Genomic DNA, 21,740 nt, shown 5'->3' on the forward strand with positions numbered 1-21,740 from the left:
TCTTCTGGTGTCCTGCCTCGCCTGCAATCACTCGGCTGAGGTCGATGCGGATCGGTTCGATGGGGCAGAATCAGTGCCAGGGATGGCGCGGCGATTCCGCTGCTCCCGCTGCGGGTCAAAGCGGATCGAGACGCGGCCTGCATGGAAGTTGCAGGATAAGACGACCGTGAAGCCTATCCCCTCTCTCGCATCCAAAGGATTGCCCCGGCAAGGTAGTTGATCGCCCCGAGGCATTCCGCCTCCGCTGCGGAGAGATCGCCTCGGTCCACCATGCCAAGTGATTCCTGCGCTTTCTTGATCGCCTGCCCAAGCGGGAACCCAGGTCCGACCATTCTGGAAATCTCCATCATCGGCTGGCGATCAAATGGCCTTCCGTTGGCATGGCGTTCTTTTCCCTTCCCTTCAGAGGCGTGAGCGAGGGCCGCGTCAAAAACCGTTTGCAGATCGTCATACCCGTCGCTCAAGGCAGCACCTCCATTTCGACGATTGGCTTTCCCGCGCGCTGAAAAAACTCAGCCTCCATCGCCATGCCGACGCTATCCTTCCAACCATCCATTCGGACTGCGACCATTGCCGAAGCTGCGTCCATGAACGGTTCGTTCTGCCCCATCCAAATCTCATGTGAGAGCGGATCGATCCCGCCGACGCGAGCAATTGTGTGGGAATGGGCGATAGGGGAAAACACCTTCAACCCGAGGCCGATCAGGTGCGCGGCATGTCGCTCCGCATCATAGGCCGCGCTTGCGATGCCCCAGCGGTACCGGCTGTACGGCGTCGCGAGATACACAAAGCCCGGAAGGCCGCGAAGATCGTCCAGCGTCATAGCGGCTTCCCCGGTTCGGCACGTTCGAACGCGAGCACGGCAGACCCCTTGACCTCGCTGCGCATGGTCGAAAGCACCACCTCTATGGTCTTTTCTATCAGGCCCCTGACCACCGGGTCTCTGGTCCCCTTCATATCTGCAAGGAGGTTGCGAATGGCTTGGCTTCGGACAGCAATGATGTCCTCGTCTGCTGGCACGTATTCCTCACTCATGCCGGCGCCCCCACTGCGTCCATGATCGCGACGCGGGCGCGCCCGATCTCGCCAAACGACTGGTGATAGGTGATTGCCTGGAGCGAGCGGCCGGATAGGAAACCCGAGCCGAAATGCCACGCGTCTTGCGCAACGGGGCTCTGGTGAATCTCGCAGATTACCCCTTCGCCCTCGGTGGCGGTCTTTGAAGAATGATGCAGATGGAACCCATGGACGTAGCGGAACTGCGTTGCGCCCCAATCCTCTGCGCGGCGGTGCGCCATGATCGACGGCATCTTGCCGATCTTGACCATGTGACCGTGCGTGGCGCCGAAGAGCACGCGGCCGAACCGCATCCACCAGAACAAGGACGGATCGACATCCACCGTCACACGCGGCTCGTTGCGGTACCAGCCAAGCAGGAAATAGGCGATAGCGACGCTGGCGTGCTCGTCGTGGTTCCCCTTGAGAATGCGAACGGTCACATGCGTATGCCGCGAAAGACAGTCGTCCACGGTGCGCACCAGCAGCCTGGAAGCAACGCCGATTACTTTGTCATAACGCCCGTCGACGTCCAAGGTGTGGCCAGATCGAGAGGTCCGGTTATCCCCATTGTCAGCATGAATAAGGTCGCCGCCACCAAGCACAATGGCATTTCCTGATGCGGGCGAGCGCGAGACTAGATCGGAAACCGCTTCCCCGATCGTCGTTTCCGCAATCTTCAAATCCCAATTGGTTCCGGTCTCTCCCCTCCAAGCAAAAAGACCTATGTGCCAATCAGCAAGAGGGTATAGAGTAACAAGTTCGTCGCTGGTGTGCAGCGGTGCTTGGACGGATGGGGATGCCCCACTATAATCCGCAAATGCATCCTTGATCGCATCGGCGATGGCGAGAGGGTCTAGCTCGCCTTCTCGCGTCTTGATCCACTGCCCGATGATCCGGTTTTCGGCGTCCACATAGGCAGAGACGCCTTTGACGACGTGCCCAGCCGGTACCGCAAATTCCTCGCCTGGTGCGGGCTCTTGCTGCACCCACTGGCGCACGACGTTTTCTGCTTCGTCGAGTTCTGCCGATGTCTTCGTGATGACAAACCCAGGGAGGACTGGCTTTGTCCCCATCATGCCCAGGACCGCGGCATTGTTCAGCCGCTCCCGGAATGATTGCCGGGATATCCCAAGTTCCCGCGCTGCCGCGCTCTTGTTGTCGGGGTTGCGCGCTAGAGCCTCAACTGCCTCCCGCGCTTTTGCCTCGTCTTTGGGCACGCCCATGCGACTACCTCACAAGCTTGAGCGACGGGTCAGTGGCCCCGGATAAACATGGCGATCTTCTGGATGCTCTCTCCCAATGCGGAGACAGCAACGATCACGCCGAAAATTGAGATGATGATCCACTTGACGACGGTCGCTGTCGCTGCGATCTTGCGCGTCAGGTCGATAGACTTTTCCAGCAGCGGGACGTCTTCCGCGTCCAGGCGCGCGAGAAAAGCCGCGACGGCAGGGTCCATGGTTTCTTTCGGCCCCTCGGTCATGCAGGCCTCCAGCCGCAAAGCTTTTCGCCGAAACGGTTGTGCGATCTCATCTGCTCTTTGGATTGCCGGTCTTTGACCGCATATTCCGCCGTCGTCGGGCGGATCGGGCTATTGGTCTGGCACCAGGCGTCCGGCCGGGGACTACTTACGCAGCCACTTAGCGTTATCGTGGTCCAGCACATCATCAGAGAGATGAGCCGTTTCATCATCTATATCCCTTTTTGCCTGGATAACCTTTTGCGTTTCCGCGTCTTGCTTGGCTCGCTCTCGCTCGACTGCTCCTGCGGCGCCACGATTGCGGCCGGCGAGATACGCCAGCACGGCTGCGCCAATGGCGATGAGGGTGGCCTTGGCCGGCTGCGGGAGGAGAGCCCACAGCGGCATCCAAAGCTGATAGGTGGCTGCCAGAGCGGCGGCAGCGGCGATCGCCCACGCCCACCACGGCGTGTTGTCTAGGACGACGCCGATAAACCAGCTCATGCCGCGGCCACTTGCGGCACGACGAGGTCAAGATCCGCGGATATCGCTGCGGCCTTTTTGTTGGCATAGACCGCCCATGCTGCGCCGGCTGCAGCGGCAAGAGCGCCAACGATCACGATGCCTTGGATCACAGAATCCAGCGTGGGGTTGATCCCCTGCGCTGGCGTGAGAGTCGGTGCTACGGCCGCAGCGCCAGTGGTGACCGTGCCCGCGAACGACGCCACCATGCCCTTCGTGGGGCTTGGGAGCGTCTTGGCATCGGTGATGAGTGCCTTGCCGCCGGCCTTGGTCCACGTGGGATTTGGTGCAAGCTCGATCGATCCGCGTGCCACCGCCTGGCTGGTCTTGCGCACGTCCTCAACCCGGCGCGACCAGCCCTTGCCAAAATACTTCCACGTCTTCAGATTCTTAAGCATCGCGAGACGCTTTGCCTGGATCAGGGCGATGACCTTGTCTTGGTCCTCGATCTCGTTAAGGGCGGCGATTGTCCCATCGCCGATACGACCATCGACCAAGATCGGCGCCTGCCCCATTAACGAACGAACGTCATTGATCGCGCGCTGCAACCACTTCCCGGCCTGCCCTTCTCCGGAATTTACAGCGCCGTCGAACACGGCATAATCAGTGCCGGCGGGAAGGTCATCGAACCTGATGGCCTTGGCGTAATATTTTTCATATATTTCCTCGCTCTCTTCGTCCGTGAGGAACTGCACAGAGCGCAGCGGCAGGCCAGACGCCTTCCGGTACTGGTCATAACGACGCTGGATAACGCCGTTTTTCGTCGGGCCGCCTGGGTCATTGGGGACGTTCTCAAAAACCTTGCCTTCGTGCACATATACGCACGCCAGCGAGGGCTTGAAATTGCTCGCGACCATTGGGATCACCTCAGATTGTGGGCATAAAAAAGCCGCCCTAAGGCGGCAGCGGAATGGGGTAAAGGAGAGGGCTATCGAGAGTGCGTCAGCCCACCAGGGTAGTTATTTGGTCTTCGGCGGAAGAAACGCGCGACTCCAGTATTTTTATGGCCTCGACGAGTGGTCCGACCAAGGCTCCGTAGTCAACGCCAAGGTATTCGTTACCGTCTTGGCCGGACACGGTATAAACTGCCTCAGGATAAACCGCCTGAACCTCCTGCGCGATCAGGCCAATCTCGCGCGATTCGCGTCCATGACGAAGGAATGACTTTCCAGATAGCGCGACAATTTTAGCAAGAGCGCCAGACAGCGGCTCGATCAAGTCTTTCAGACGTTCGTCCGAAGCGCTAACCCATGAGCCGCTCAGGGCGTTTCCATTTCCGGACGCGTCAAAATTGAAGTACCTCTCCGCTCCGGAGGTACCAGACCGGATACCCAATACGCCGGTCGCGCTCTGATAGATCAGGAGATCGGCCGGGCCGATGAGAACGCCACCGCTCAAACGAGGCTGCGCGGCCGTGAACGTGATCGCACCGCCCGCCGCCGTGGAGATCGAGCCCGTCGCGGATCCTCGATCGTAGGTGATGACAAACTGGTAGTCATCGGCGGTGCCGAGCGCGATGCGCGAGACCGCGCCTACGCCGCTGAGGCGCACCGTATCAGGATAGACGCTGTTCGCCTGGGCGATCGTGATATTGCCCGCGATCGTGCTGTCGCCGGACAGAGGCACCGCGCCGGCATTGGTGGTGACCTGCGTTTTTTCGCCCGAACTGAGGGATTGCGCCGTATCATAGCGCAGCGCACCGGCGGAAAAGGGCCAAGCGGACCATGAGCCGGTTGTGTCAGACCAGACGTAAATCACGGACGTAGCGAGGTCCATGGCAGCATTGCCGTCCTCGGGGGCCCACAAATACCATGCGCTCCCCGTCCACTTGAGGATCTGGTTTGCGAGCCCTGTCCATGCCCCTGTCGGCGACGTACCGACCACATAGAGATCATCTGTGGCGGGCGAGCCTGGCGGCGTGTTGACCAGGACACCGACGCATCGCTGGATTGTGCTGCCGTTCTCGATCCGTGCCGCCGCCGCCAAATAATCCCGTAGACGCGCAGCCACAGCGCCCGCCGTCGTCCGGCTCTCGCTGTTGAGCAGGATCGCATAAGCTGCAGTGGTGGCCGCTGCAGGGGCAGGATAGGCCAGGGTCAGATGGGTATCGTCCACCACGGCAGCAATGGGGAGGCTCATGCCGCCGACAGAGAGAGAATCCCCGGCCACGACAGGCTTGGAGCCGATGGTCCACGCGGTACCAACCCCGGTCACAGCGGTGCCGCCGGAGGCGACGGAAACCGTGCCTACGTTGTAAAATCCATCGTATGACATGGATGATCCTCAGGAATGCTCGATGATCGCAACGTTGAACGCGCGGGCCTGCGAGTAGTTCGTAAATTGGTAATAGAGTTGGTTTGACGTTAGCGGGCGCACCGCTCCAAGAGTCGGAGATGCAGCACCACTTGACGGCTGAAAGTCTGTGCGCAGGGCGTTAAGGTCTGCACCAGTTGGGTACACAAACCACTGCGATATTTCCGGGTTGTAGCAGGCCACGATCAGGATCGGGGGCGCCGCGATGTTGGTATCCGTGGATGCATTGCCGGAATATCCGACATAGGCGCCGGCAAAATATTTCCTGGTCTTAATGTGCAAGCATCCGCCATCGGTGCGCATCAACAGTTGATCGTCCGTCGCGAAGCTGACGTCCACGTCCTTTTTGCTGATACGCAGGCCGCGCACCGTATCCAGTAAAACGCGAGGCGTAGATGTTGCGCTTGATCCGCCTGGATAACCAGTGTCATAGCCCAAGATGCTGTAATGCATGTCCTGGGAAAATGCCCCGCCGAAAAACTTATACCTGACAGTGTTGTCGTTCACCCAACCGAACTCCGTGGTCGAGAGCTGCATGTTGCGCGGCAACCCGAAAGCATCGGCGGTCGGCCTAAACAGGATCGGCGGGAGGTCGGGATGGTTTTGCGCCGTGTTAAACGTCCCGCTCATGATGTATTGTCCGGTCGAGCCATCGGGGACCGCCGTCCCGTAAAAACTTCCGGCCTCGATCACCTGCATGGACGGCTTATTGGTCGAGAGCGTGAGATCGTCATCGCCGCACGTCAGGACGTCCGTCCCGTTGCGCGACACATAGAGCCCAGGCCCGCGCGTCGGGTGGTTGCCAAGTAAAAACGAGTTTGTGCCTCCGTTGTCCGCCTCTCTGGAGTCGTATTGGTCCACCGGCTTGTCAAATACGATGTACGCAAAAGACTTTAGTGGAGCCATCTTAACAGTCCCCCACCAACCTGCGTTTGTTACGTCAATATAGCTGTTTGTCGGACAGGCAGCGACGGGCGTATATCTTTTGGCATATCCTGGGATTATATAATCAACAACCCACGCTAGAGCCAGAGGAACGAACGGGAGCGCGGGAAAACTGATGCGACAGAAGTTGCGGTACAGATTGCTGTAAGTCTGCCGAAAACTGACGAGCCCGCCGCTGTCCCAGGAGATCGCGTGCGGCTTGAGAATTTCGCTCCAGGCCGAGTCGAAGACGAGCTGGTCATCGGTCAACGCCGGATCGAGCACGTCGAACCCTGGTTTTGAGAAACGCAGGCGCTTGCGCCCGTAGTATTCGCCTAGTAGTAGACGGTTTGCCATGGCGTCAGTCTTTAAACAAAAGGTATGTGTCGGTCAGGTTGAAATCGACTTTCCCGTTTGTGGAAAGCATCCTCCCGACAGTTAGTGTCCCCATGTTTCCGGTTATCGCAGACAGCGTGGAAACAGATAGATGTTGCGCGAGGATCGAGCCATCGGCGAAGATATTTCCGTCAAGATAGAAATTTCCGCCCGCCGATTGAAGAAGAGCAAACGTCGTCCCGTCCGCTTTAGCGAACAGGAACTTGTCAGCTTGGAACCGAATTTGCCCACCGCCACCCGAAAGGGCGATAGCGGACATCCCCACGACCACAGAGCCAGCGACAAGCTGCAGATCCCACGCGGCCGTTGCACCGGCTGGGGTAACGCCGGCCGCCCAGGTCACGTTGACCGAAGCCGATAGGTCATCAACCGCCGCCGAAAGATCTGTCACCTCGGTTGCAATGGCAGATGTTTCCGTTGCCAATGTTGATAGAGATGTGCTTAGGCTAGAGACCGACGTCGATAGACCTGTGTAATTGACCTGCAGCGCAGTAACAGACGTTGCCAGCGCGGCATTTTCGGTAGCCATCGTTGTCAATGTAGAATTGATGGTAGCTACTGACGTCGTGAGGCTGCCAGCCGTAGATTCAAGAGTCTCTACCCGCGATACCGTAGCGGACACATCGTCTGCCACCGCACCGATCTGTAACAGGTATTCCGCTTTCTGATTTCCAAATGTGGCCGTCACCCGCCGAACGTCTTCCAGCCGCACGACAGCTTGATGCGCAGCGAGTTCGGCTACGATCAGGTTTAGATTTTCAATGCCCGCGCGGTATTCGGCATCGGCTGCGCCAAGCTCATTGGCGATTTTATCCCGCAGGCCCGCCTCAAAGTTTTGCATCCCGACCGGAACGATCTGCTCTGTGGTCGTGACCGGGAGCCAATCGGTCCATGTGGTCGAGCGCGGCGGCGTGCTCGTGATGGTCGCGCGCACCTCATAATCGGTCTCGGACTGGAGCCCCGCGCTCCAAACCCAGGCGCCCGAAAGTGGGTCATCCGAGCGCGCCGTGAGCACGTCCGTCTGTCCCACCACGCGATACTCAAACAGCAGAGCGTCCACGCGGTTATCAAGGATCGCCTGCCACCCGGCCTGGATCGCTGGCGTCTTTAGGCCATTGTCTCCAACGAGGGTGCGGGAGGTGACCGAAAACATCGGCACGGTCGTGAGGTCAGTATCCCCCACCCCAGGCAATCCACCGTTGAGCGGTACGTCGTCGATCTCGCCAAATGCCGTGGCGTTGATCTCCCGCAGATCCAGCGTATAGGTGCCCTGCCCCTCTTGGATGCGCTCGATCATCCATCGCCGGTCGCCAAACCTTGCGGAGGTCCACCGCACCCAATCCCCCGGCTCCAGAACCACAGCGGACATGCCGAGGGTGATCGTGGCCGTGGCCTGTAGGCGCGCGAGCAGAAGCTCCAGTTCGGCAAGCCGCTGTGCCTGGACGGGATCAAAAACCTGAGGGTAATCGCTCTCGCTATAGCGTTGCTCTGTATCGAGCGTGACCGCGTCCAGATCCACCCGAGAGGGATAGGAGACGCTTGCGCCATTTTGGGAGAGGTCGGTGTAAGTGCCGAAAACCCCGTTGACCAGTTCCGCCCGGCCGCGCTTGGCGATAAACCGGATCGGAAACCCGGAAACGAGGTCGCCATCAGTGATGGTCGGATAGGTCGTGGCCTGCGCGACCCCGGCAAGTGGCGCGAACGCCCCCGCCCGCTCGTACATCGCTCCTGCACAGGAATCCAAAAACCGCTGGATAACGGCGCCGTGCTCCTCCGCATCCGAGATGATCGTGCCGCATGAATAGCGATCGGCGGACGATCCGGCGCTATCCATGACAGATTCGTCGCAGGCATTTGCCGCGGCGGTATAGGCATCAAGCACGAGGTCTGCGGTCTGGACGTTGGCGCCGTAAAGCAGTTGCGTCGCGGCACGCAGGCCCCGTTGAAAATTGTAAAGCTGCACGATTGGGTTGGCGCTATAAACCCACGAGGTCTGGTCGCTCCAGCGCTGCGGGCCATCGCCGCCGGCCGTGGTGTCAGAACGCCAGTCGTACAGGCGGCGACCACGGATACCGAAGGAAAACGCCGGGAACGAAGAAAACACCTCTTTAAAATACAAGCACCGCGTCGCAACGTAACAGACGCCGGACCCGCGATAATCAGAAGTCCACCGGTCGGACGGGTTGGCATTCGTGACGAGTTCGGAAAGCGCCGGCTGGTCCGTGTAGCCGCGAAAGAACCACAGATGCATGCAAGGAACGCCGGTGGTCGGATAATTATATTCATTGACCGTGTAATGATCGACGTGAGTTGACGCAGAAACCAGGGACAACGTGCACAGCTTGCCATCGACCCAAACGCTTTCCAGCGCGTCGTGCGGCCCCTCACCAATCGCATAGACCCGGTCCAGCGCTAGGTTCGGAGTCGACGCAAACGACCCTCCCGTCTGCCCATAGACCTGATGCCCCTCAGTGATAGCCCGTCCGAACACAGCGCCGCGTGGGACGTCGCCGGCAATCTGGAGCGATCCCTCCAACCCGCTGCTTGTGGCGGTCTTGGATGATTTCCCACCGAGAGCTTTGGAGAGGTACGATAAGCCAACCGACGCGCCGATACCGAGCAAGGCAGAGCCGACGGCGCCAAGGCTCCCGATGCCAGCAGCGATGCCCCCGATAAGTGGCGCAAGGAAAGGCATCAGACCACCTTGAAAGCGCGGGAGAGAGCCGAGCGCGGCATGTGGGTCAGACCCGTCGCGGGCGATATCCCGACGATTGCCGCGCCCAACACGACCACGCCGCACTCCTGCCCATCGGGGGCGAGCGCTACGCCAATATCGCCGCGACCGGCGCGCACCGGATGGATTTCCAAGAGCTTGGCCGCGAATGCATCGCCGACTCCGGAAAATCCCAGGCGAGATAGCTTCCGCGCCGCGCCAACCCGTGTGGTATAGGACCGCTCATCAGCCCACGGATCGGAGCCGGTTTGCGCGCAAACTGCGTCCATGGGCAGCGTGAAGCAGTCCCTCACACCCCAGGAAAACGGTTCGGTGCGGTAGGTATCGATCATCTGATCTAGCTGCTCCCACCAATCGCGTCGCTTCATACGTTGCGCCCCCAAAGTAGCTTCGCGTCAGCCGTCGGAGCGTGGACGAAGAACCCGTCTGCAGGGTCAATCATTCGCTGGTCCGCATCGCTGCGCACCCTGTGGCCCACGCGCGTGTGATCCCGAGAGCGGCTTTCCAGCATCGCGGTCAGTGTTGCGCCGCCACCCACCTGCAGATCGTGCTGCATCTGATCTAGATAGCCGCGATAGACCCTCTCAACGGAGAGCAACGCCCGCGTGTCGGGATGGATGTACGCGCGCGAGATGGTCACGGGACGCTGGTGATAGTTCTCACTCTCGATCGAGGCGAGAACATCGGGCGTGAGACCCTCTTCGGGAATTGCGGAAAGCTTGATGCTGACGGCAGACGGCGCAAGACCACCCTCAAAGGAGAGGTCTTCGATGTCGAAAAGCTTGCCCGCGCCGATATAATCGAGCCCGGCATAGGTGAGCGTGCCCGCGCCTGTCCAAAAGCCGTAGAGCCCGCTCGCAAAATCGAACAGGATCATATCGCGCACGGCCGCGCGGCCCGACGAGAGCATCGCCAGGGTGTCGCTGTCATAGGATCGCATGGGCGCCTCAGATTAGCGTCTGCGCGGCTTCGAAGGTCGCTGGCGGGCTAGATTTGCTAGCAACGGCGGACGTCGACCCGGGGCGGATCTTCATCACACACGACGGCCGAACCATATCGACGACGGCACTCGCGCCAGGGGCAGGGCTTGATCTGACCGGAGGCCAGACGGAGAGCGTGACGGCACCCGAGCCGTTCGCCGTGGAATCCTCCATCACCATGTGGAGGGCTTTGACGCCGTTCCATGGGAACGACAGCATGTCCCCTGACGTCGCCTTATAGGAGGCTGGGAGGCCCAGCAGACCAACGGTCGTCGCCGTATAAGAGTTGAGCACCGCAGCGCCGGTGAAGGCGCCTCCTCCCGCCTTTGTAAGACCGAGAACGGCCGCCCCATAAAATGCGGGGTATACCTTTTCAGGATCATACCCGAGGAAGGTCTTCCCGCCGCGCAGGCTCAACCACCACGACTGCCACGTGTGGCGCATCGTCGCCTCATAGAGCGGCTTGGTCGTATATTTGGCGAGCCAGATGCTCTCGCCGTATTCCGTGGTCTGCACGGCGCCGTTCTGCAGAACATTAAAGGAGGAGGATTCGGAGAGGGTGAACTCGACTTCGGTGAACCAACTTCCAGATGGGAAGGCGCGCGGATAGGTGATCGTCATGCGTCCCCCGGTCATTAAAAAAGCCGCCCGTAGGCGGCTTTGGTTGGTGTGTATTCATCTCAATTTTGAGCCGTTGAAAATCAACGGGTTACGCCGAATAACTCGGCGTGACGTAGGCGGCCGAATTTTCGACCAAACATTATCAATGACTTGCTACAGCCCATCAGGCCGCAGGTCAGCCGGCGGGCGGGTGGCTCTGAGGCGGGACCAAATTCAACAAGCGCTGCCCCTTCTTGTCCTTCTTGCGCATCTGAGCGCCGATCTGGTTGCGGATTCGCTCGGCGCCATGGTCGGTGCCGAACAGCCAGTCGCGCGCTTTCTCACGCGGGAAGCGCCACGGGCGCGCCGGGTTGAGGTCGCTGGGAGTGCGAAAGCAGCCGGCGCCATCGCAGAAGTCGAGCAGCGCGTTGGTGATCATCACCGTGGTGCCGCGGACGCGGTCCTTGCGGTTCACGCCCGTCATCTCGATGATCGTGTCCGAAGTCACCGTTCCCGACAGGTCGAAGGTCGGGGAGGCTTGCATTGCCTCCAGGCGCTTCACCGCCCTTTCCATCTCCGTGACCTTGTGGATGGTGGACTTCATGATGCCGAGCGCTCGGGAAATTTCATCCGCCGTCCCTGCGGTCAAGACCGCGCCGGTCGCCCTGCCCTCCATATGGTCTCGGACGACTGTGTTGCACCAGACGTGAAACTCGGGGGACAGATATTTCGCGTAGGCAAGACCGATTTGCCAATGCGCAAAGGTGCCGCCACGCTTCCGGGAACTGAACAGGTTATTGTGGGATTTTCCCACGATAACCTCTAAATGTTCAATGAATTCAACGGATGCTGGCAAGCGCTGCCATTGCGCAGGCGCCTTCGATGAGGCGCCCCCAGATGCCTTCCACATGTCCGTCAGAGACAGCATCTCATTCCGGTCGTGAATTTCCACCCCGTTGAACGAAAGCGGGGAACGTGCGATATCTTGTGCCGTCATTCACAGCATCCTTTGTGCTGGGATTGAAACTAGCCGCCCTGCTAAGGCGGCCGGGAAAGCGGGGTCGGGGAGCGCGCCTCTCACAGCATTTGCTCCCCGCCCCTGGTCCCTCGGGAAACCGAGGACGAATTCACAAGAACAGATTATGAACTTCGCATCCCATACCGCCAAGCGGTTAGCCCGGTGTGCCGGCGTCTTTTCCCATTCCCTGTGCATATCCCGGTGAATTAAGGGGACGGATACTTAGGCGCCGATCGGATTCGACGCCACAAGCACGGGACGCGGGCGCATGACGCGGACTTCCGTCACCTTCCCGAGGATGATGCTCCCATGCCGGACCTTGATTGGTGCTCGCCCGAGCACCTTTTCCTCTCGAATGGATGACATCGCGGCGCGGGCATCGAACTGGTATCCTTGGTATCCAGAATTCCCACGATGCTCTGGCTTATCAATGCAGACCTCGCCATTGCTCATAATGATGACTGCCCGGTCTCCATCTCCGAGAACAATGTCCGTCGAGTCGTACATCACGATCTTCCCATCAAGAATGATGGCGCCCGTACCTTCCGGCATGTCCTGCGGCAGGTAGCGTTCGGCGGCGATGCGGGAGAGTGCAAGGCGGCCCTGCCCTTCCCGTTCCGCGATCTTCATCTCGACAGCCGCCTTGCCGCCGTTCTTCAAATAGGCATCGGCCCGGTCGGGATCGAACAATCGATAATAGGCCATGCCGCTGTGCCCGTTCCCCTCGACGCGGCAGCCGGCCTGCTCCAGACGGTTGCCGAACCACTTGGCGAGGTTCTTCGGCGCGCCCGTGAAGCCGGCGGCGCAGAGGATTTCTCCCGCCGACTTGCCGGGGCGATACACGCCGGGCACGCCGGGGGAAACAATGGCGGTCAGCGCCGTCATGGCCTGCACCAGCGTAGCGATGTCCTTGCCCTGCTCCGTCACCTTATGGGACAACTGGCGGGCGATGCCGTCTGTGCGGCGGATTTCCTCCAGCACGTCCGGAGCGAGGGAGGCGATCTGCTCCACCATGAAATAGCGGTCGATCATCTCGCCCTGGACCTCCCAGGCGCGATCGTCGGTGAGCGGCTTGACGAGCTTCAGATATCCGCGCCGGGTGATGAGCGTGCCGCGCGCGGAACGAGGCGGAAAGACCCCATCATCCGACATGCGACGAATTTCGTCGGATGTCAGTTCCACATAATCTTCGCCTTCAACGAACCGCCCCCGGTTTTCCCGGAAGGTGCGCCCTGCCGTGCCATCCGGCCGCTTGTGGATCTCGTCCACCATGGCGAACGTGACGACGGGATCACCCTTATAGAGCACCTGCTGGACGTCGGTGCCGGCGATGGAAACCATGAGCGGCTTGCTATTCATCACGCGTCCTCCCTCACCTTGGCAGCGACGCCGCCGGTCAGAACCGGAAGCTTCGGGTTGGCCTTCACCAGCGCGGGGCTGGACGGAGGCGTGATCAGAAGGCCCATCAACAGCATGACGCCAAAGGTGGCGGCATCTTCGGGGCGGCGGCGGGGTGTGGTAGAGGTGGAAGCAGCTTTGGGCATGGCCAACTCCGTGCCTGGGGTTAGGGCCGCTTTGGTGTTGGTAGCACCTTGGCGGCCCGACTTATTTACGCTAGCGTTATTCCATGAGCATGTCAATTAGCGCTAGCACAAAAAGGAAGGGCCGCCCTAAAACGACAGGGACCGGCCAAACCATCGGCATCCGCATGCACCCCGACCTTCTCGCCCCGATTGATCAGATCGCCGAGGATCGCGGCGGAAAGGCATCTCGCGCAGATGTCGTTCGCTTCATCCTCCGCGACTGGCTGGCTAGCCGTGGGTTGCTCCATCCGGATGATTCGGGCGGCTGACACGACATCGTGGCGCCTCATGCTAGCGTCACCAGAGCAAACATGGGGATGGGCTATGAAAGCCGCGAGGGTCACGCTGATCGTTTTGTTGGTAATGGCATCCGGTGTGCATGCCGAGCCGCAGATGAAAAGCAGCACGACAAACCCTGAGATATTGGCGGCATTCCGAGGATACGTTCTGAAACGCGACTACAACTGCCCAGTGGCAAAGGCCATTGCCCGCTACCCCCAAGACGAATACGGGGACGTTTTCCGCCTTTTCTGCAAGACTGATCCGGAAACTGACGTCATTCTGGACTTCCGGATCACCGTGTCCCCAAAGGGCAATTACATCGTTCGGAAATGGTGATCAGCCCCTCCGACGCGGATGCCAGGTGAACGCGCACGGCGCGCGCCCCGCTATCCGTGCTTTCGTTGAGGCCGGCCCTAGACGCTCCCCAGAACCGCCCTAGATTTTCAGATTGACCACATGGTCAATCGCGGGTTATAACTACGGCAATGCCGGAGTTGGCGAGGCGCGATGGAATTCGAATGGGACGATCAAAAAGCGGAGCGAAATCTGGAAATCCACAGCATTTCGTTTGAATTTGCCGCCACTGTCTTCTTCGATGAAAATCGTATTGAGTGGAGAGATGAAAGGCGCGACTACGGCGAGGAACGAATTATCGCCGTTGGTGTTGCAGAGGGGCTGTGCCTCTGCGTGGTTTACACCTTGAGAGGTGACTCCATCCGCATGATCTCGGCTCGTCTCGCCCACCGCAAGGAGAGACTTAGCTATGGCTACAATCCGTAAATCAATTAGTGAAATTAGAGACTTCAAGCTCTCGCAAGAAAACAAAACCCGTCTTGATGCTGTTATCGACGCCGACATCGAGCGTGCTGCGGCGGACGATTCTGACAATCCTATTGCTTCAGACGAGGAATTGTCCCTTGCCGTCCTGGCTAGGTCTCTTCGTATGGTTCGGAAAAAATTGTCCCTTACTCAGGAGCAATTCTCTGCGAGGTTCGAAATTCCGCTCCCGACCGTTAGAGATTGGGAGCAGGGACGTCGCATGCCTGAGACACCTTCTCGATCATATTTGAAGGCAATCATCAATGATCCGGACGCGATAGAAAGAGCCCTCCACAAAGTGGCTTAACTGCCATACAGACTAAGATGGCCACATACAGCGATAGACCCGCGACTTAGAAGCGACCCGGGGGCGCCATGACAGCGCCCCCGCCGCTCATATTAATCACCGATGCAGGCCCGGAAACCGGGCCTTCGTCATTTCCGCCTCAACTCCTCTCGCCCCTCCGCACCCGCACCTGCTCGACAAAACGAATGCCTAGGCTAAGGTGCCCGCCCTAACCTAGGGGGACGATATGCGGCCTGTTCTAATTTGCGCGGCCTTGATGGCTGCGACTCCATCTCTCGCCGCAGACATGGAGGCGGCAAAGGCGCTTTATTCTCCCGCGCCAGCGTTTTCGTGGGACAGATTTTATATCGGCGGAAACGTCGGCGGGTCATGGGCGAGTAACAACACATCTGAGATAGAGAATATTGCACCCACTACATATTCCCACATCCAAGATACAGGCCGCGCTACAGCCGGCTTTCAGGCCGGGTACAATTATCAAGTCGGTAAATTAATCGCTGGCGTTGAAGCTGATATTAACTATGGCGGCTTTAAAAGCGAGGCCGCTCTCGCTGATACAATCGCCTATTATTCCGCGTCATTGGTCACCTCGTCTGAGGTGGATTGGTTTGGCACCGCACGTGCGCGGATCGGGCTCGCCCCCGTCGACCGGCTTATGATCTATGCGACAGGCGGTCTCGCTTACGGCAGCGTCAAAATGGGGTACGCCATGGGGGTCACGAATGGCACAACCTATTCCGCCAGCGCGCCGTCTCAAGCGAGTATGCAGTTCGGGTGGACCGCAGGCGCAGGTGCAGAATACGCCTTCCTGAACAACATTTCGTTCAGGATAGAGTACCTGCATATTGATCTCGGGACGGCAGACTATTCGGCCACTCTTTATACAACAATCCCAGGCATAGGCCCTTATGCAATCAGGCGAAGCGCGACATCTGATACGGCTTTTGATATTGCGCGAGCCGGAGTGAATTGGCTATTTTGAACGCCACCAGCGTGGTGACGGCGGGAAGGCCCCGCCGTCACGTCCGCTCGCCAACCCTGCGACGCTTCCGCGCCTCTTCGACGAACCCAGGCACTTGCCGAGAAAGCGCCTTGTCGCGCTGGTCAAGCATCTGATTTATCTGCGCCTCGGTTACATTAGACCCACGCGCGTCGATGTTTGTCACCGGGGCGAACGTAATAGCCGTCTGACGTTCCGCCTTGTTGGTGTTCACCGGCCTCGGGATTGCTGTTCCGACATATCCACCGCTGGCATATCCCTTCGCCCCCCGATGGAGCGCATCAAGATTGGCGGCACCGAGCGCGCGCGTGGCGGCCGCGCTGAAAACGTACTCCTGACCATGCACCACCCCGGCCACACGAGACGACGGCCCGTCACCCGTGTAACCGCCTGTCGCATAAGGGGCACCAATGCTGGCGCCAGTCGTAGACCCCACGGTTCCGCCGCCACCACCGAGCCCGAAGAGTTGCCCCAACAGCCCGACAATCCCGCTACCGCCCCCGGAATTCCCGAGGCTGAACAGGCTGTCCACCAAATCGCCCTGGATCTTATCGACGATCTTATTCAGGACGTTCACAGCGGCATTGCCAAAGCTCTTCCACACGCCCTCTCCGTTCTGTAGCCCTGTGCGGAGATCGGACAAGAACCCGTTCGTAGCGCCCTTCGCGAAGTCGAAGGAATCTTTCACCCGCTTCGCCGCGCTTTCGACCTCAGCCATGGTGGCGGCTTTGGCCATCAGTTCAGCCCGCTGGGCTGCGGATAGGGTGATGTCCGCCCTATCTGCCGCATTCAGCAATTCAGTTTCGTACCGGAGACGAGATGTCGCCTCTTCGGTCAGGCCAATGCCAGCGGCCTCGGCTTGCAGCGATGCAATGCGGCGGTCTGCATTCTCGACAATGCCGGGATATTTCTTAGCTTGGGATGCGGAATCCCGCGCCGACCGCTTCCCCGCCTGCTCTGCTTCGCGCGCAGCCTTCTCCGCAGCCGCCTGATTTTCTTGATCCGTGAGGCGCGATGTCGCCGCAAGATATGACGCATCCGCAGATGCGCGCGCGCCAGGAGTGCTCGCGTTGGAAAGGCCGCGCTGATAGGCATCTGCGGCCATGTCGCGAGCCGACATCTTCGGTAGCGCGATCTTTGATAGATCGCGAAGTGCGGCGCCAAAATCCTGGGTTGCCTGCAGGTTTCCAGCAGCGACCTGCCCCATGGCGTCCATCGCCCTGCGGCCCGCATCCAATGCGTCCGCTACATTGCTACCCTCTTCCGAGATTTTCAGAAGTTCGGCGGCGAGGCTCTGGAGCTTAGCGTTTCCAGTGTCAGCAGATGCGATGTTTGCGATCTCTTGACGGAACTCCTTCAGATCCGGAGCCCCCGCGGCTGTCTGATAGTTCAGGCGCTCGATCGCTTCCTTGAATGCATCAAATCTGGCAACGGCCCCGGTATCGGTTCCGGTCACATTTCCCATCGCGTCGACCGAGGCGGTAACTGCAACCGTCTGATCAATGATCGACCGCGCCGACGTCTTAATCTGCTCCTGCAGCACAATCATCGATGCGCGCAATTGCGTTGTTAGAACATCCGTGCTCGCCTTACCATAAAGCTGCACCCCGTCGATCGCGCCACCGTATGCGTCCTTCAGCGACGAGATGATTTCAGCGTGGGCTTTCACAGCCTGACTGGCCTTCGACGCCTCAGACGAGGTACTGGAAAAATACTCCAGTGCCATGCTGGTAAGTTGGGCAAACGCCAGGGTCACAAATCCAACCGGAGAAATGAGCGAGAGTATGCCAACACCCAACGCCCCCGCGATGCCCTTCGCAACACCCTTGGCAGCGCCCCCTGCCAGGTTGTCGTTCGCGACGGTTGTCCCGGTAGAAGGGAGGGCAACGGCCGCAGCCTTGGCCGCTGCCGCCTCAGCGGTAAGCGCCGCAGCATGTGCGGTCGCATTTGCCGTAGCGCGCGCTGTGGCCACCCCAACCTGAGTGAGGTTCACTGCCGTCTTCCCGAGCGCCGCGTCCACTTGACCATACGTCACGGCGACCCTGGAAGTGGATACAGATAGGTTGCCCATTTGCGCCGCGGCTGTTGAGGCCGAAGCACCAAGTGCGTCAATTTTGGCGTCCGCGACCCCAGCACCCCGGCTCATGCCGAGAACTGCCTTCTCTACATCCCGGACGGCGCGTTCGATATCTGCAAGTGCCTTCTCCAGCCGTGCAAACGCGTTCTGAAGGCCTCCACCGGCCTTTTCAGCCTTGGCGGCGGCATTCGTCAGCCCATCTAGCGCCTTGGCGCCCTCAACCACGGGAGCGCTATCGACGGCCAAGCCGAGGCGGGCAATATCAGCCATCTTTGTCCCTCTCCCGCTCGGCTTGCGCCCGCTGCTCTTCCGCGATTGTCCCGATAAATGCCGCGTCCATCCGCCGAAGGATCGAGACCTCCTCTCGGGTGATGATTTCTCCCGTGAGGGTTGACCAACTCACGATGTCTGACAGCCTGATCGGGTCTGGTCCGTTAAACCCGTGAGATCGGGCTGAGGACAAATCCCAAAACCACGCCAAGAGATGTTCGGCGCCATCCGGCGGCTGGATCTCAGGGTTCAGTTCTGAGCAGTCGAAGCGCTCATTCCGTTGCCGACGCGTCTCGCCCTTGCTATCTGGCGTGTCGTAGCGGACGAGCAACCGAACGAACTCGGCTAGCTCGTCTCCGATGTCTGAAAAAAAGCAGATTCATCCCCCAAAGCTGCATCGATCTGCTTCGCGATCCATGGCGTTGATAGAAGTTTCGCTTTGTTCTCAGCCGTTAAGGCGGGGTTTTTCGCGCCGCCGAGCGATGCATCTCCCGACCATGCCCAGCCTACGATGGCGGCGGCAAGGAAAGAGACGGTGTTCTCGTCCATCTTTTCGGCTGTCATGGAGTTGCGCCCGGATCGCAGCGCCTTGTTCTTGATCTGTCGCTCGACGGCCTTCACCTCGTCCGACTCCAGCGAGACGCACTCGACAGAGACACCGAGCGGCTTTCCGGTCGCAGGGTGCTTCAGTTCCACCGTAATGGTGTTCGGCTTGATCGAAAGGATATCCATTCCAGGCCTCACGGAATAACAGCAGGATCGACGATCACATCACGCTGATTCATGGCGAGCGTGAACTGTTCGAGGATGAAGCTCTCCACACCGCCGCCGGGCCGGCGCGGGCCGGTCACGAGGCCGCAATTGTATAGGATGGTGTTGGTGTAGGTTGCGCTGGGAGCGTCGGCGTATTCGATCTTGAACGCATAATCATAGCCGGTCAGAGCCGCCGCCCGCATCGCCATCTGCCCTGCATCGTCGTGGACGCGCGCCACTTCGATGGTCCAGTTTCCGCCGTTCGTGACGCCCTTACCCTTTTGGGTCACGTCGGTATCGAGGGTATCGTAGCTCACGACGTTGGTATCGGTGCCCATGTCGGAAGCCTGTCCGACCTTCTTGACCTGCACCCAAGTCAAGGCACCGAATGCGATCGCGTCGAGAGGAAGAGCCGTCTGCGGCGAGGTGCAGACGTAGAGCTTCGCCCCCGCCTGCGTGTCGGGTTTTCCAACCATTGGTATCTCCTGAGATTAGACGAACGCTTGCCAGCGCACGGTCACTGGCGTGCGAAGGTATGGAGGGTCTTGGAGCGAAGCCGAGACCGAAGGTTTGTCGGGAACGCGAACCTTGAATGAGGCGCCATAGAGCGTGGTGCCCTTGGCAAAGTGGCCAGCGATCTTGCCTGCGAGATCGAGCGGCGCGCTCCCGCCTCTCCCGCGCGCGGAAACCAGGGTGATTTGCATCAAACCTCGGTGCAGCGTCTCGTCATCATTGGCGAGATAGAGGTCCACGTTGGTGTTCGGCAGGTAGGCGACTTCCAACCAATCGCCCGATGCGGGAGGCGTGAAGTCCACGTTCGGATAGGCGATCGGAAGAGCCGGGGTATTGGTGAAGCTGGCCACCCGCGCCATGAGCAGGTCGTGGATTAGCGCTTCCGCGAATGTCGGCATGCCGCTATCCTGTCCTAATGCAGTTGAGCGATGACGAAGCACACAACCGGCTTGTTGCGGCGCGCGAGGCGCTGGGAGACGATGCCGCGGCGTCCATCCCCGCCAACACCGCACTGGAGGCCGCTCGAAAAGCTCTCGTGCTTCTCCAGATAGGTCTTGTGGCTGCTATGGAACGGAAGAGCCGTTCAGACGAGCCACCACCCGGTTGACGATTTCCTGCCACCGCTGGGCGGCGAGGCCAACGAAACGACGGGGCGCCCGTCCTCTTGCCCCGTATTCAACATGTGGAGCATATTTCGCCGTATAGCCGGCGTTAATCGTCTGCCCGATCTCGGCACCGTTGATCAGCAAATTTACTGGTTCCGGGTTATAGTTATGCGTGACACGCTCAGGGTTTTCTCTTGTCGCCGATGGAAATTCTCCATCTATGCTGATTTGCAATGACGAGCGCAGAAATCCAGTATCCACCGGCATATTCCCACCCTCACCAGCGGATAAAACAGGCCCTTGAATGGGCTTATAATTTTTCCCCCTGCCCTTCCCTCCAAGCCCCTCGGCGATAGCCGCCGCTGTCGATGCGACTGACCACCCGGTTGTCTGCATATCCGCGACCACGTCCTGCGCCGATTCTCGGAAAACGGCTCTCATCTTCTTTTCGGCCTGCTCTTGAAAAGCCGCGACTTGAGCACTGAACGACTGCTGCGGCATCACATCACCTCGGCGAGATAATCGACCCGGTATTCGCACCAGCAGCGACACTTGATCCGCTCGCGTGCTGGGGCCTGCGGGTCTCCTGGATAGCGCAGGCGGGCGCCGGATGGGCTCGCGAAGGGCGTGCTAAACGGAACCTTCTGGCCGTTCATTACATGGTGCGTGTCGCGGACGCGGACGTCGCGCGAGTCGTGCCAGGTCTTGCTTATGAGGCTTTCCTTGACCTGCCCGGCGCTGATTGCCTGGCGCCAGCCCTCTTCCTGCGACTGATGCAGCGCAGTGAGGGCTTCCGTTCTGCTGATCGTCTCCGCTCTATAGCGGAGCGCGCGGCTCTTATAGGCAGCGGTCATCTTAGCGATCATCCCGGCCGGCAAGGGTCGGCCTTCGCGGATTGCCTTCTCGATCGACCGGTCAAAGCGCTTGTCGCGCAGTTTCATCTGCATAGCCTCGGCTAGCGCAGCGGGATCGCCAGATTTCAGCCGGGACTCGAAGGACCGCACCCATTGTTCTTGCGAGGACGCCAAGCCAATGATCCCACCCTCGCGCTTCCCGGTTGCACCGTTCTTCCGCCCGGCAATGTCCAGGGCCACATTCCGCGGGTTTTCGCCCGCCGCCAGACCGGATGCCAAGCGGTTCCGGATCATCGCCTCCGTGTCGCCCTCGATCTCCCTGATAAGATCGGCGCCGTACGCCCTGATCCATTCGACGGCGGATGGCGCATAGACGTTGAACCCCACCTTGAGGATATGACCGCTGGGCTCGCGCAGCGCCGGAATTCCGGAGGCGGTCGACTTCCCGCCTGCCTCGTAAGCGTCCGCAAGGATGCGATCGAATCCACGAAGCGAAACCGGATCGAGGTTCACGGCCCGAATGGCACCGTCTACGTCCCCGCGCTCCAGCATGGTCACGAGCAATTCGACCTGCACGCGGTCCCGCATGGCATAAACCGCGTCGAGAAAGGCGCGGCGCAATTGAGGCGTCCAGTCCTCAATCAATTGGTCAATCGAGCGATTGGACGCCAT

27 protein-coding genes are annotated in these 21,740 nt (G+C 59.8%); 4 read left to right on the forward strand and 23 right to left on the reverse strand.

The annotated features are described in order from the left end of the window. Nucleotides 1-173: 173 nt before the first annotated feature. From V5F77_RS05015 to V5F77_RS05090, 16 genes are all read right to left on the reverse strand, one after another. Nucleotides 174-464: a hypothetical protein gene (locus V5F77_RS05015; RefSeq protein WP_429004230.1), complete on the reverse strand. Its 291-nt coding sequence runs from the start codon at nt 462-464 to the stop codon at nt 174-176. Continuing rightward, a complete protein-coding gene (locus V5F77_RS05020; RefSeq protein WP_429004231.1) occupies nt 461-823 on the reverse strand; it encodes a DUF1937 family protein in 363 nt (120 codons plus the stop codon). Before V5F77_RS05020 ends, V5F77_RS05015 begins: the two co-directional genes overlap by 4 nt. Further along, the gene (locus V5F77_RS05025; RefSeq protein ID WP_429004232.1) at nt 820-1,035 is read right to left on the reverse strand and encodes a hypothetical protein; all 216 of its coding nucleotides are present in this window, start codon (nt 1,033-1,035) and stop codon (nt 820-822) included. The genes V5F77_RS05020 and V5F77_RS05025 overlap by 4 nt, the downstream gene beginning before the upstream one ends. Further along, nucleotides 1,032-2,282 (reverse strand): helix-turn-helix domain-containing protein, encoded by a 1,251-nt coding sequence (locus V5F77_RS05030; protein WP_429004233.1) that lies wholly within the window; start codon nt 2,280-2,282, stop codon nt 1,032-1,034. Before V5F77_RS05030 ends, V5F77_RS05025 begins: the two co-directional genes overlap by 4 nt. 29 nt (nt 2,283-2,311) lie before the next feature. After that, the gene (locus tag V5F77_RS05035; protein WP_429004234.1) at nt 2,312-2,542 is read right to left on the reverse strand and encodes a hypothetical protein; all 231 of its coding nucleotides are present in this window, start codon (nt 2,540-2,542) and stop codon (nt 2,312-2,314) included. Between the two features lie 141 nt (nt 2,543-2,683). Next, nucleotides 2,684-3,022, reverse strand: a complete 339-nt coding sequence (locus V5F77_RS05040) for a hypothetical protein (protein WP_429004235.1) — start codon at nt 3,020-3,022, stop codon at nt 2,684-2,686. Then, complete coding sequence (locus V5F77_RS05045) at nt 3,019-3,897, reverse strand: glycoside hydrolase family 108 protein (RefSeq protein ID WP_429004236.1); 879 nt, start codon at nt 3,895-3,897, stop codon at nt 3,019-3,021. Before V5F77_RS05045 ends, V5F77_RS05040 begins: the two co-directional genes overlap by 4 nt. A gap of 85 nt (nt 3,898-3,982) precedes the next feature. Then, nucleotides 3,983-5,314, reverse strand: coding sequence for a tail fiber domain-containing protein (locus V5F77_RS05050; protein WP_429004237.1), 1,332 nt, complete (start codon nt 5,312-5,314; stop codon nt 3,983-3,985). A 9-nt stretch (nt 5,315-5,323) separates the two neighbouring features. Further along, entirely contained in the window at nt 5,324-6,634 is a 1,311-nt protein-coding gene (locus tag V5F77_RS05055; protein WP_429004238.1) for a hypothetical protein, read from the reverse strand. A 4-nt stretch (nt 6,635-6,638) separates the two neighbouring features. After that, complete coding sequence (locus V5F77_RS05060; RefSeq protein WP_429004239.1) at nt 6,639-9,368, reverse strand: phage tail protein; 2,730 nt, start codon at nt 9,366-9,368, stop codon at nt 6,639-6,641. Next, nucleotides 9,368-9,739 (reverse strand): DUF6950 family protein, encoded by a 372-nt coding sequence (locus V5F77_RS05065; RefSeq protein ID WP_429004240.1) that lies wholly within the window; start codon nt 9,737-9,739, stop codon nt 9,368-9,370. Before V5F77_RS05065 ends, V5F77_RS05060 begins: the two co-directional genes overlap by 1 nt. A gap of 32 nt (nt 9,740-9,771) precedes the next feature. Beyond that, nucleotides 9,772-10,347, reverse strand: coding sequence for a DUF2163 domain-containing protein (locus V5F77_RS05070; protein WP_429004241.1), 576 nt, complete (start codon nt 10,345-10,347; stop codon nt 9,772-9,774). Nucleotides 10,348-10,354: 7 nt separating this feature from the next. Beyond that, nucleotides 10,355-11,008 (reverse strand): hypothetical protein, encoded by a 654-nt coding sequence (locus tag V5F77_RS05075; RefSeq protein ID WP_429004242.1) that lies wholly within the window; start codon nt 11,006-11,008, stop codon nt 10,355-10,357. 175 nt (nt 11,009-11,183) lie between these two features. Next, nucleotides 11,184-11,984 (reverse strand): KilA-N domain-containing protein, encoded by an 801-nt coding sequence (locus V5F77_RS05080; protein WP_429004243.1) that lies wholly within the window; start codon nt 11,982-11,984, stop codon nt 11,184-11,186. A gap of 243 nt (nt 11,985-12,227) precedes the next feature. Then, on the reverse strand, nt 12,228-13,364 hold the full coding sequence (locus V5F77_RS05085) for an ORF6N domain-containing protein (protein ID WP_429004244.1): 1,137 nt from the start codon (nt 13,362-13,364) through the stop codon (nt 12,228-12,230). After that, on the reverse strand, nt 13,364-13,549 hold the full coding sequence (locus tag V5F77_RS05090) for a hypothetical protein (RefSeq protein WP_429004245.1): 186 nt from the start codon (nt 13,547-13,549) through the stop codon (nt 13,364-13,366). The genes V5F77_RS05085 and V5F77_RS05090 overlap by 1 nt, the downstream gene beginning before the upstream one ends. Before the next feature lie 363 nt (nt 13,550-13,912). On the opposite strand from V5F77_RS05090, the gene V5F77_RS05095 reads away from it, so the two are divergent. The 4 genes from V5F77_RS05095 (at nt 13,913) to V5F77_RS05110 (ending at nt 15,978) form a co-directional block, all read left to right on the forward strand. Then, nucleotides 13,913-14,206 (forward strand): hypothetical protein, encoded by a 294-nt coding sequence (locus V5F77_RS05095; protein WP_429004246.1) that lies wholly within the window; start codon nt 13,913-13,915, stop codon nt 14,204-14,206. A 171-nt stretch (nt 14,207-14,377) separates the two neighbouring features. Beyond that, nucleotides 14,378-14,650 (forward strand): BrnT family toxin, encoded by a 273-nt coding sequence (locus tag V5F77_RS05100; protein ID WP_429004247.1) that lies wholly within the window; start codon nt 14,378-14,380, stop codon nt 14,648-14,650. Beyond that, nucleotides 14,634-14,996 carry a helix-turn-helix domain-containing protein gene (locus V5F77_RS05105; RefSeq protein ID WP_429004248.1) on the forward strand — a complete coding sequence of 121 codons (363 nt, stop codon included), beginning with the start codon at nt 14,634-14,636 and terminating at the stop codon, nt 14,994-14,996. Before V5F77_RS05100 ends, V5F77_RS05105 begins: the two co-directional genes overlap by 17 nt. A 226-nt stretch (nt 14,997-15,222) precedes the next feature. Beyond that, nucleotides 15,223-15,978, forward strand: a complete 756-nt coding sequence (locus V5F77_RS05110) for an outer membrane protein (protein WP_429004249.1) — start codon at nt 15,223-15,225, stop codon at nt 15,976-15,978. A gap of 37 nt (nt 15,979-16,015) precedes the next feature. On the opposite strand, the gene V5F77_RS05115 is transcribed toward V5F77_RS05110, so the two are convergent. The 7 genes from V5F77_RS05115 to V5F77_RS05145 form a co-directional block, all read right to left on the reverse strand. Continuing rightward, nucleotides 16,016-18,343 (reverse strand): hypothetical protein, encoded by a 2,328-nt coding sequence (locus V5F77_RS05115; RefSeq protein ID WP_429004250.1) that lies wholly within the window; start codon nt 18,341-18,343, stop codon nt 16,016-16,018. Beyond that, a complete protein-coding gene (locus V5F77_RS05120; protein ID WP_429004251.1) occupies nt 18,336-18,674 on the reverse strand; it encodes a phage tail assembly chaperone in 339 nt (112 codons plus the stop codon). The genes V5F77_RS05115 and V5F77_RS05120 overlap by 8 nt, the downstream gene beginning before the upstream one ends. Before the next feature lie 14 nt (nt 18,675-18,688). Next, entirely contained in the window at nt 18,689-19,075 is a 387-nt protein-coding gene (locus V5F77_RS05125; RefSeq protein WP_429004252.1) for a hypothetical protein, read from the reverse strand. A gap of 8 nt (nt 19,076-19,083) precedes the next feature. After that, nucleotides 19,084-19,572 (reverse strand): hypothetical protein, encoded by a 489-nt coding sequence (locus V5F77_RS05130; RefSeq protein ID WP_429004253.1) that lies wholly within the window; start codon nt 19,570-19,572, stop codon nt 19,084-19,086. A gap of 15 nt (nt 19,573-19,587) precedes the next feature. Beyond that, a complete protein-coding gene (locus tag V5F77_RS05135) occupies nt 19,588-20,007 on the reverse strand; it encodes a DUF4128 domain-containing protein (protein ID WP_429004254.1) in 420 nt (139 codons plus the stop codon). A 165-nt stretch (nt 20,008-20,172) separates the two neighbouring features. Beyond that, complete coding sequence (locus tag V5F77_RS05140; protein ID WP_429004255.1) at nt 20,173-20,715, reverse strand: HK97 gp10 family phage protein; 543 nt, start codon at nt 20,713-20,715, stop codon at nt 20,173-20,175. Beyond that, nucleotides 20,715-21,740, reverse strand: a complete 1,026-nt coding sequence (locus V5F77_RS05145; protein WP_429004256.1) for a phage minor head protein — start codon at nt 21,738-21,740, stop codon at nt 20,715-20,717. Before V5F77_RS05145 ends, V5F77_RS05140 begins: the two co-directional genes overlap by 1 nt.

Source organism: Roseixanthobacter psychrophilus (genome assembly GCF_043195195.1).
Classification (GTDB): Bacteria; Pseudomonadota; Alphaproteobacteria; order Rhizobiales; family Xanthobacteraceae; genus NCEH01.

Excerpts from the sequence above, each read along its gene's own strand:
- V5F77_RS05020 (WP_429004231.1), bottom strand. The coding sequence starts at position 823 with ATGACGCTGGACGATCTTCGCGGCCTTCCGGGCTTTGTGTATCTCGCG.
- V5F77_RS05025 (WP_429004232.1), bottom strand. The coding sequence starts at position 1,035 with ATGAGTGAGGAATACGTGCCAGCAGACGAGGACATCATTGCTGTCCGA.
- V5F77_RS05030 (WP_429004233.1), bottom strand. The coding sequence starts at position 2,282 with ATGGGCGTGCCCAAAGACGAGGCAAAAGCGCGGGAGGCAGTTGAGGCT.
- V5F77_RS05035 (WP_429004234.1), bottom strand. The coding sequence starts at position 2,542 with ATGACCGAGGGGCCGAAAGAAACCATGGACCCTGCCGTCGCGGCTTTT.
- V5F77_RS05040 (WP_429004235.1), bottom strand. The coding sequence starts at position 3,022 with ATGAGCTGGTTTATCGGCGTCGTCCTAGACAACACGCCGTGGTGGGCG.
- V5F77_RS05045 (WP_429004236.1), bottom strand. The coding sequence starts at position 3,897 with ATGGTCGCGAGCAATTTCAAGCCCTCGCTGGCGTGCGTATATGTGCAC.
- V5F77_RS05050 (WP_429004237.1), bottom strand. The coding sequence starts at position 5,314 with ATGTCATACGATGGATTTTACAACGTAGGCACGGTTTCCGTCGCCTCC.
- V5F77_RS05055 (WP_429004238.1), bottom strand. The coding sequence starts at position 6,634 with ATGGCAAACCGTCTACTACTAGGCGAATACTACGGGCGCAAGCGCCTG.
- V5F77_RS05060 (WP_429004239.1), bottom strand. The coding sequence starts at position 9,368 with ATGCCTTTCCTTGCGCCACTTATCGGGGGCATCGCTGCTGGCATCGGG.
- V5F77_RS05065 (WP_429004240.1), bottom strand. The coding sequence starts at position 9,739 with ATGATCGATACCTACCGCACCGAACCGTTTTCCTGGGGTGTGAGGGAC.
- V5F77_RS05070 (WP_429004241.1), bottom strand. The coding sequence starts at position 10,347 with ATGCGATCCTATGACAGCGACACCCTGGCGATGCTCTCGTCGGGCCGC.
- V5F77_RS05075 (WP_429004242.1), bottom strand. The coding sequence starts at position 11,008 with ATGACGATCACCTATCCGCGCGCCTTCCCATCTGGAAGTTGGTTCACC.
- V5F77_RS05080 (WP_429004243.1), bottom strand. The coding sequence starts at position 11,984 with ATGACGGCACAAGATATCGCACGTTCCCCGCTTTCGTTCAACGGGGTG.
- V5F77_RS05085 (WP_429004244.1), bottom strand. The coding sequence starts at position 13,364 with ATGAATAGCAAGCCGCTCATGGTTTCCATCGCCGGCACCGACGTCCAG.
- V5F77_RS05090 (WP_429004245.1), bottom strand. The coding sequence starts at position 13,549 with ATGCCCAAAGCTGCTTCCACCTCTACCACACCCCGCCGCCGCCCCGAA.
- V5F77_RS05095 (WP_429004246.1), top strand. The coding sequence starts at position 13,913 with ATGAAAGCCGCGAGGGTCACGCTGATCGTTTTGTTGGTAATGGCATCC.
- V5F77_RS05100 (WP_429004247.1), top strand. The coding sequence starts at position 14,378 with ATGGAATTCGAATGGGACGATCAAAAAGCGGAGCGAAATCTGGAAATC.
- V5F77_RS05105 (WP_429004248.1), top strand. The coding sequence starts at position 14,634 with ATGGCTACAATCCGTAAATCAATTAGTGAAATTAGAGACTTCAAGCTC.
- V5F77_RS05110 (WP_429004249.1), top strand. The coding sequence starts at position 15,223 with ATGCGGCCTGTTCTAATTTGCGCGGCCTTGATGGCTGCGACTCCATCT.
- V5F77_RS05115 (WP_429004250.1), bottom strand. The coding sequence starts at position 18,343 with ATGGCTGATATTGCCCGCCTCGGCTTGGCCGTCGATAGCGCTCCCGTG.
- V5F77_RS05125 (WP_429004252.1), bottom strand. The coding sequence starts at position 19,075 with ATGGATATCCTTTCGATCAAGCCGAACACCATTACGGTGGAACTGAAG.
- V5F77_RS05130 (WP_429004253.1), bottom strand. The coding sequence starts at position 19,572 with ATGGTTGGAAAACCCGACACGCAGGCGGGGGCGAAGCTCTACGTCTGC.
- V5F77_RS05135 (WP_429004254.1), bottom strand. The coding sequence starts at position 20,007 with ATGCCGACATTCGCGGAAGCGCTAATCCACGACCTGCTCATGGCGCGG.
- V5F77_RS05140 (WP_429004255.1), bottom strand. The coding sequence starts at position 20,715 with ATGCCGCAGCAGTCGTTCAGTGCTCAAGTCGCGGCTTTTCAAGAGCAG.
- V5F77_RS05145 (WP_429004256.1), bottom strand. The coding sequence starts at position 21,740 with ATGGCGTCCAATCGCTCGATTGACCAATTGATTGAGGACTGGACGCCT.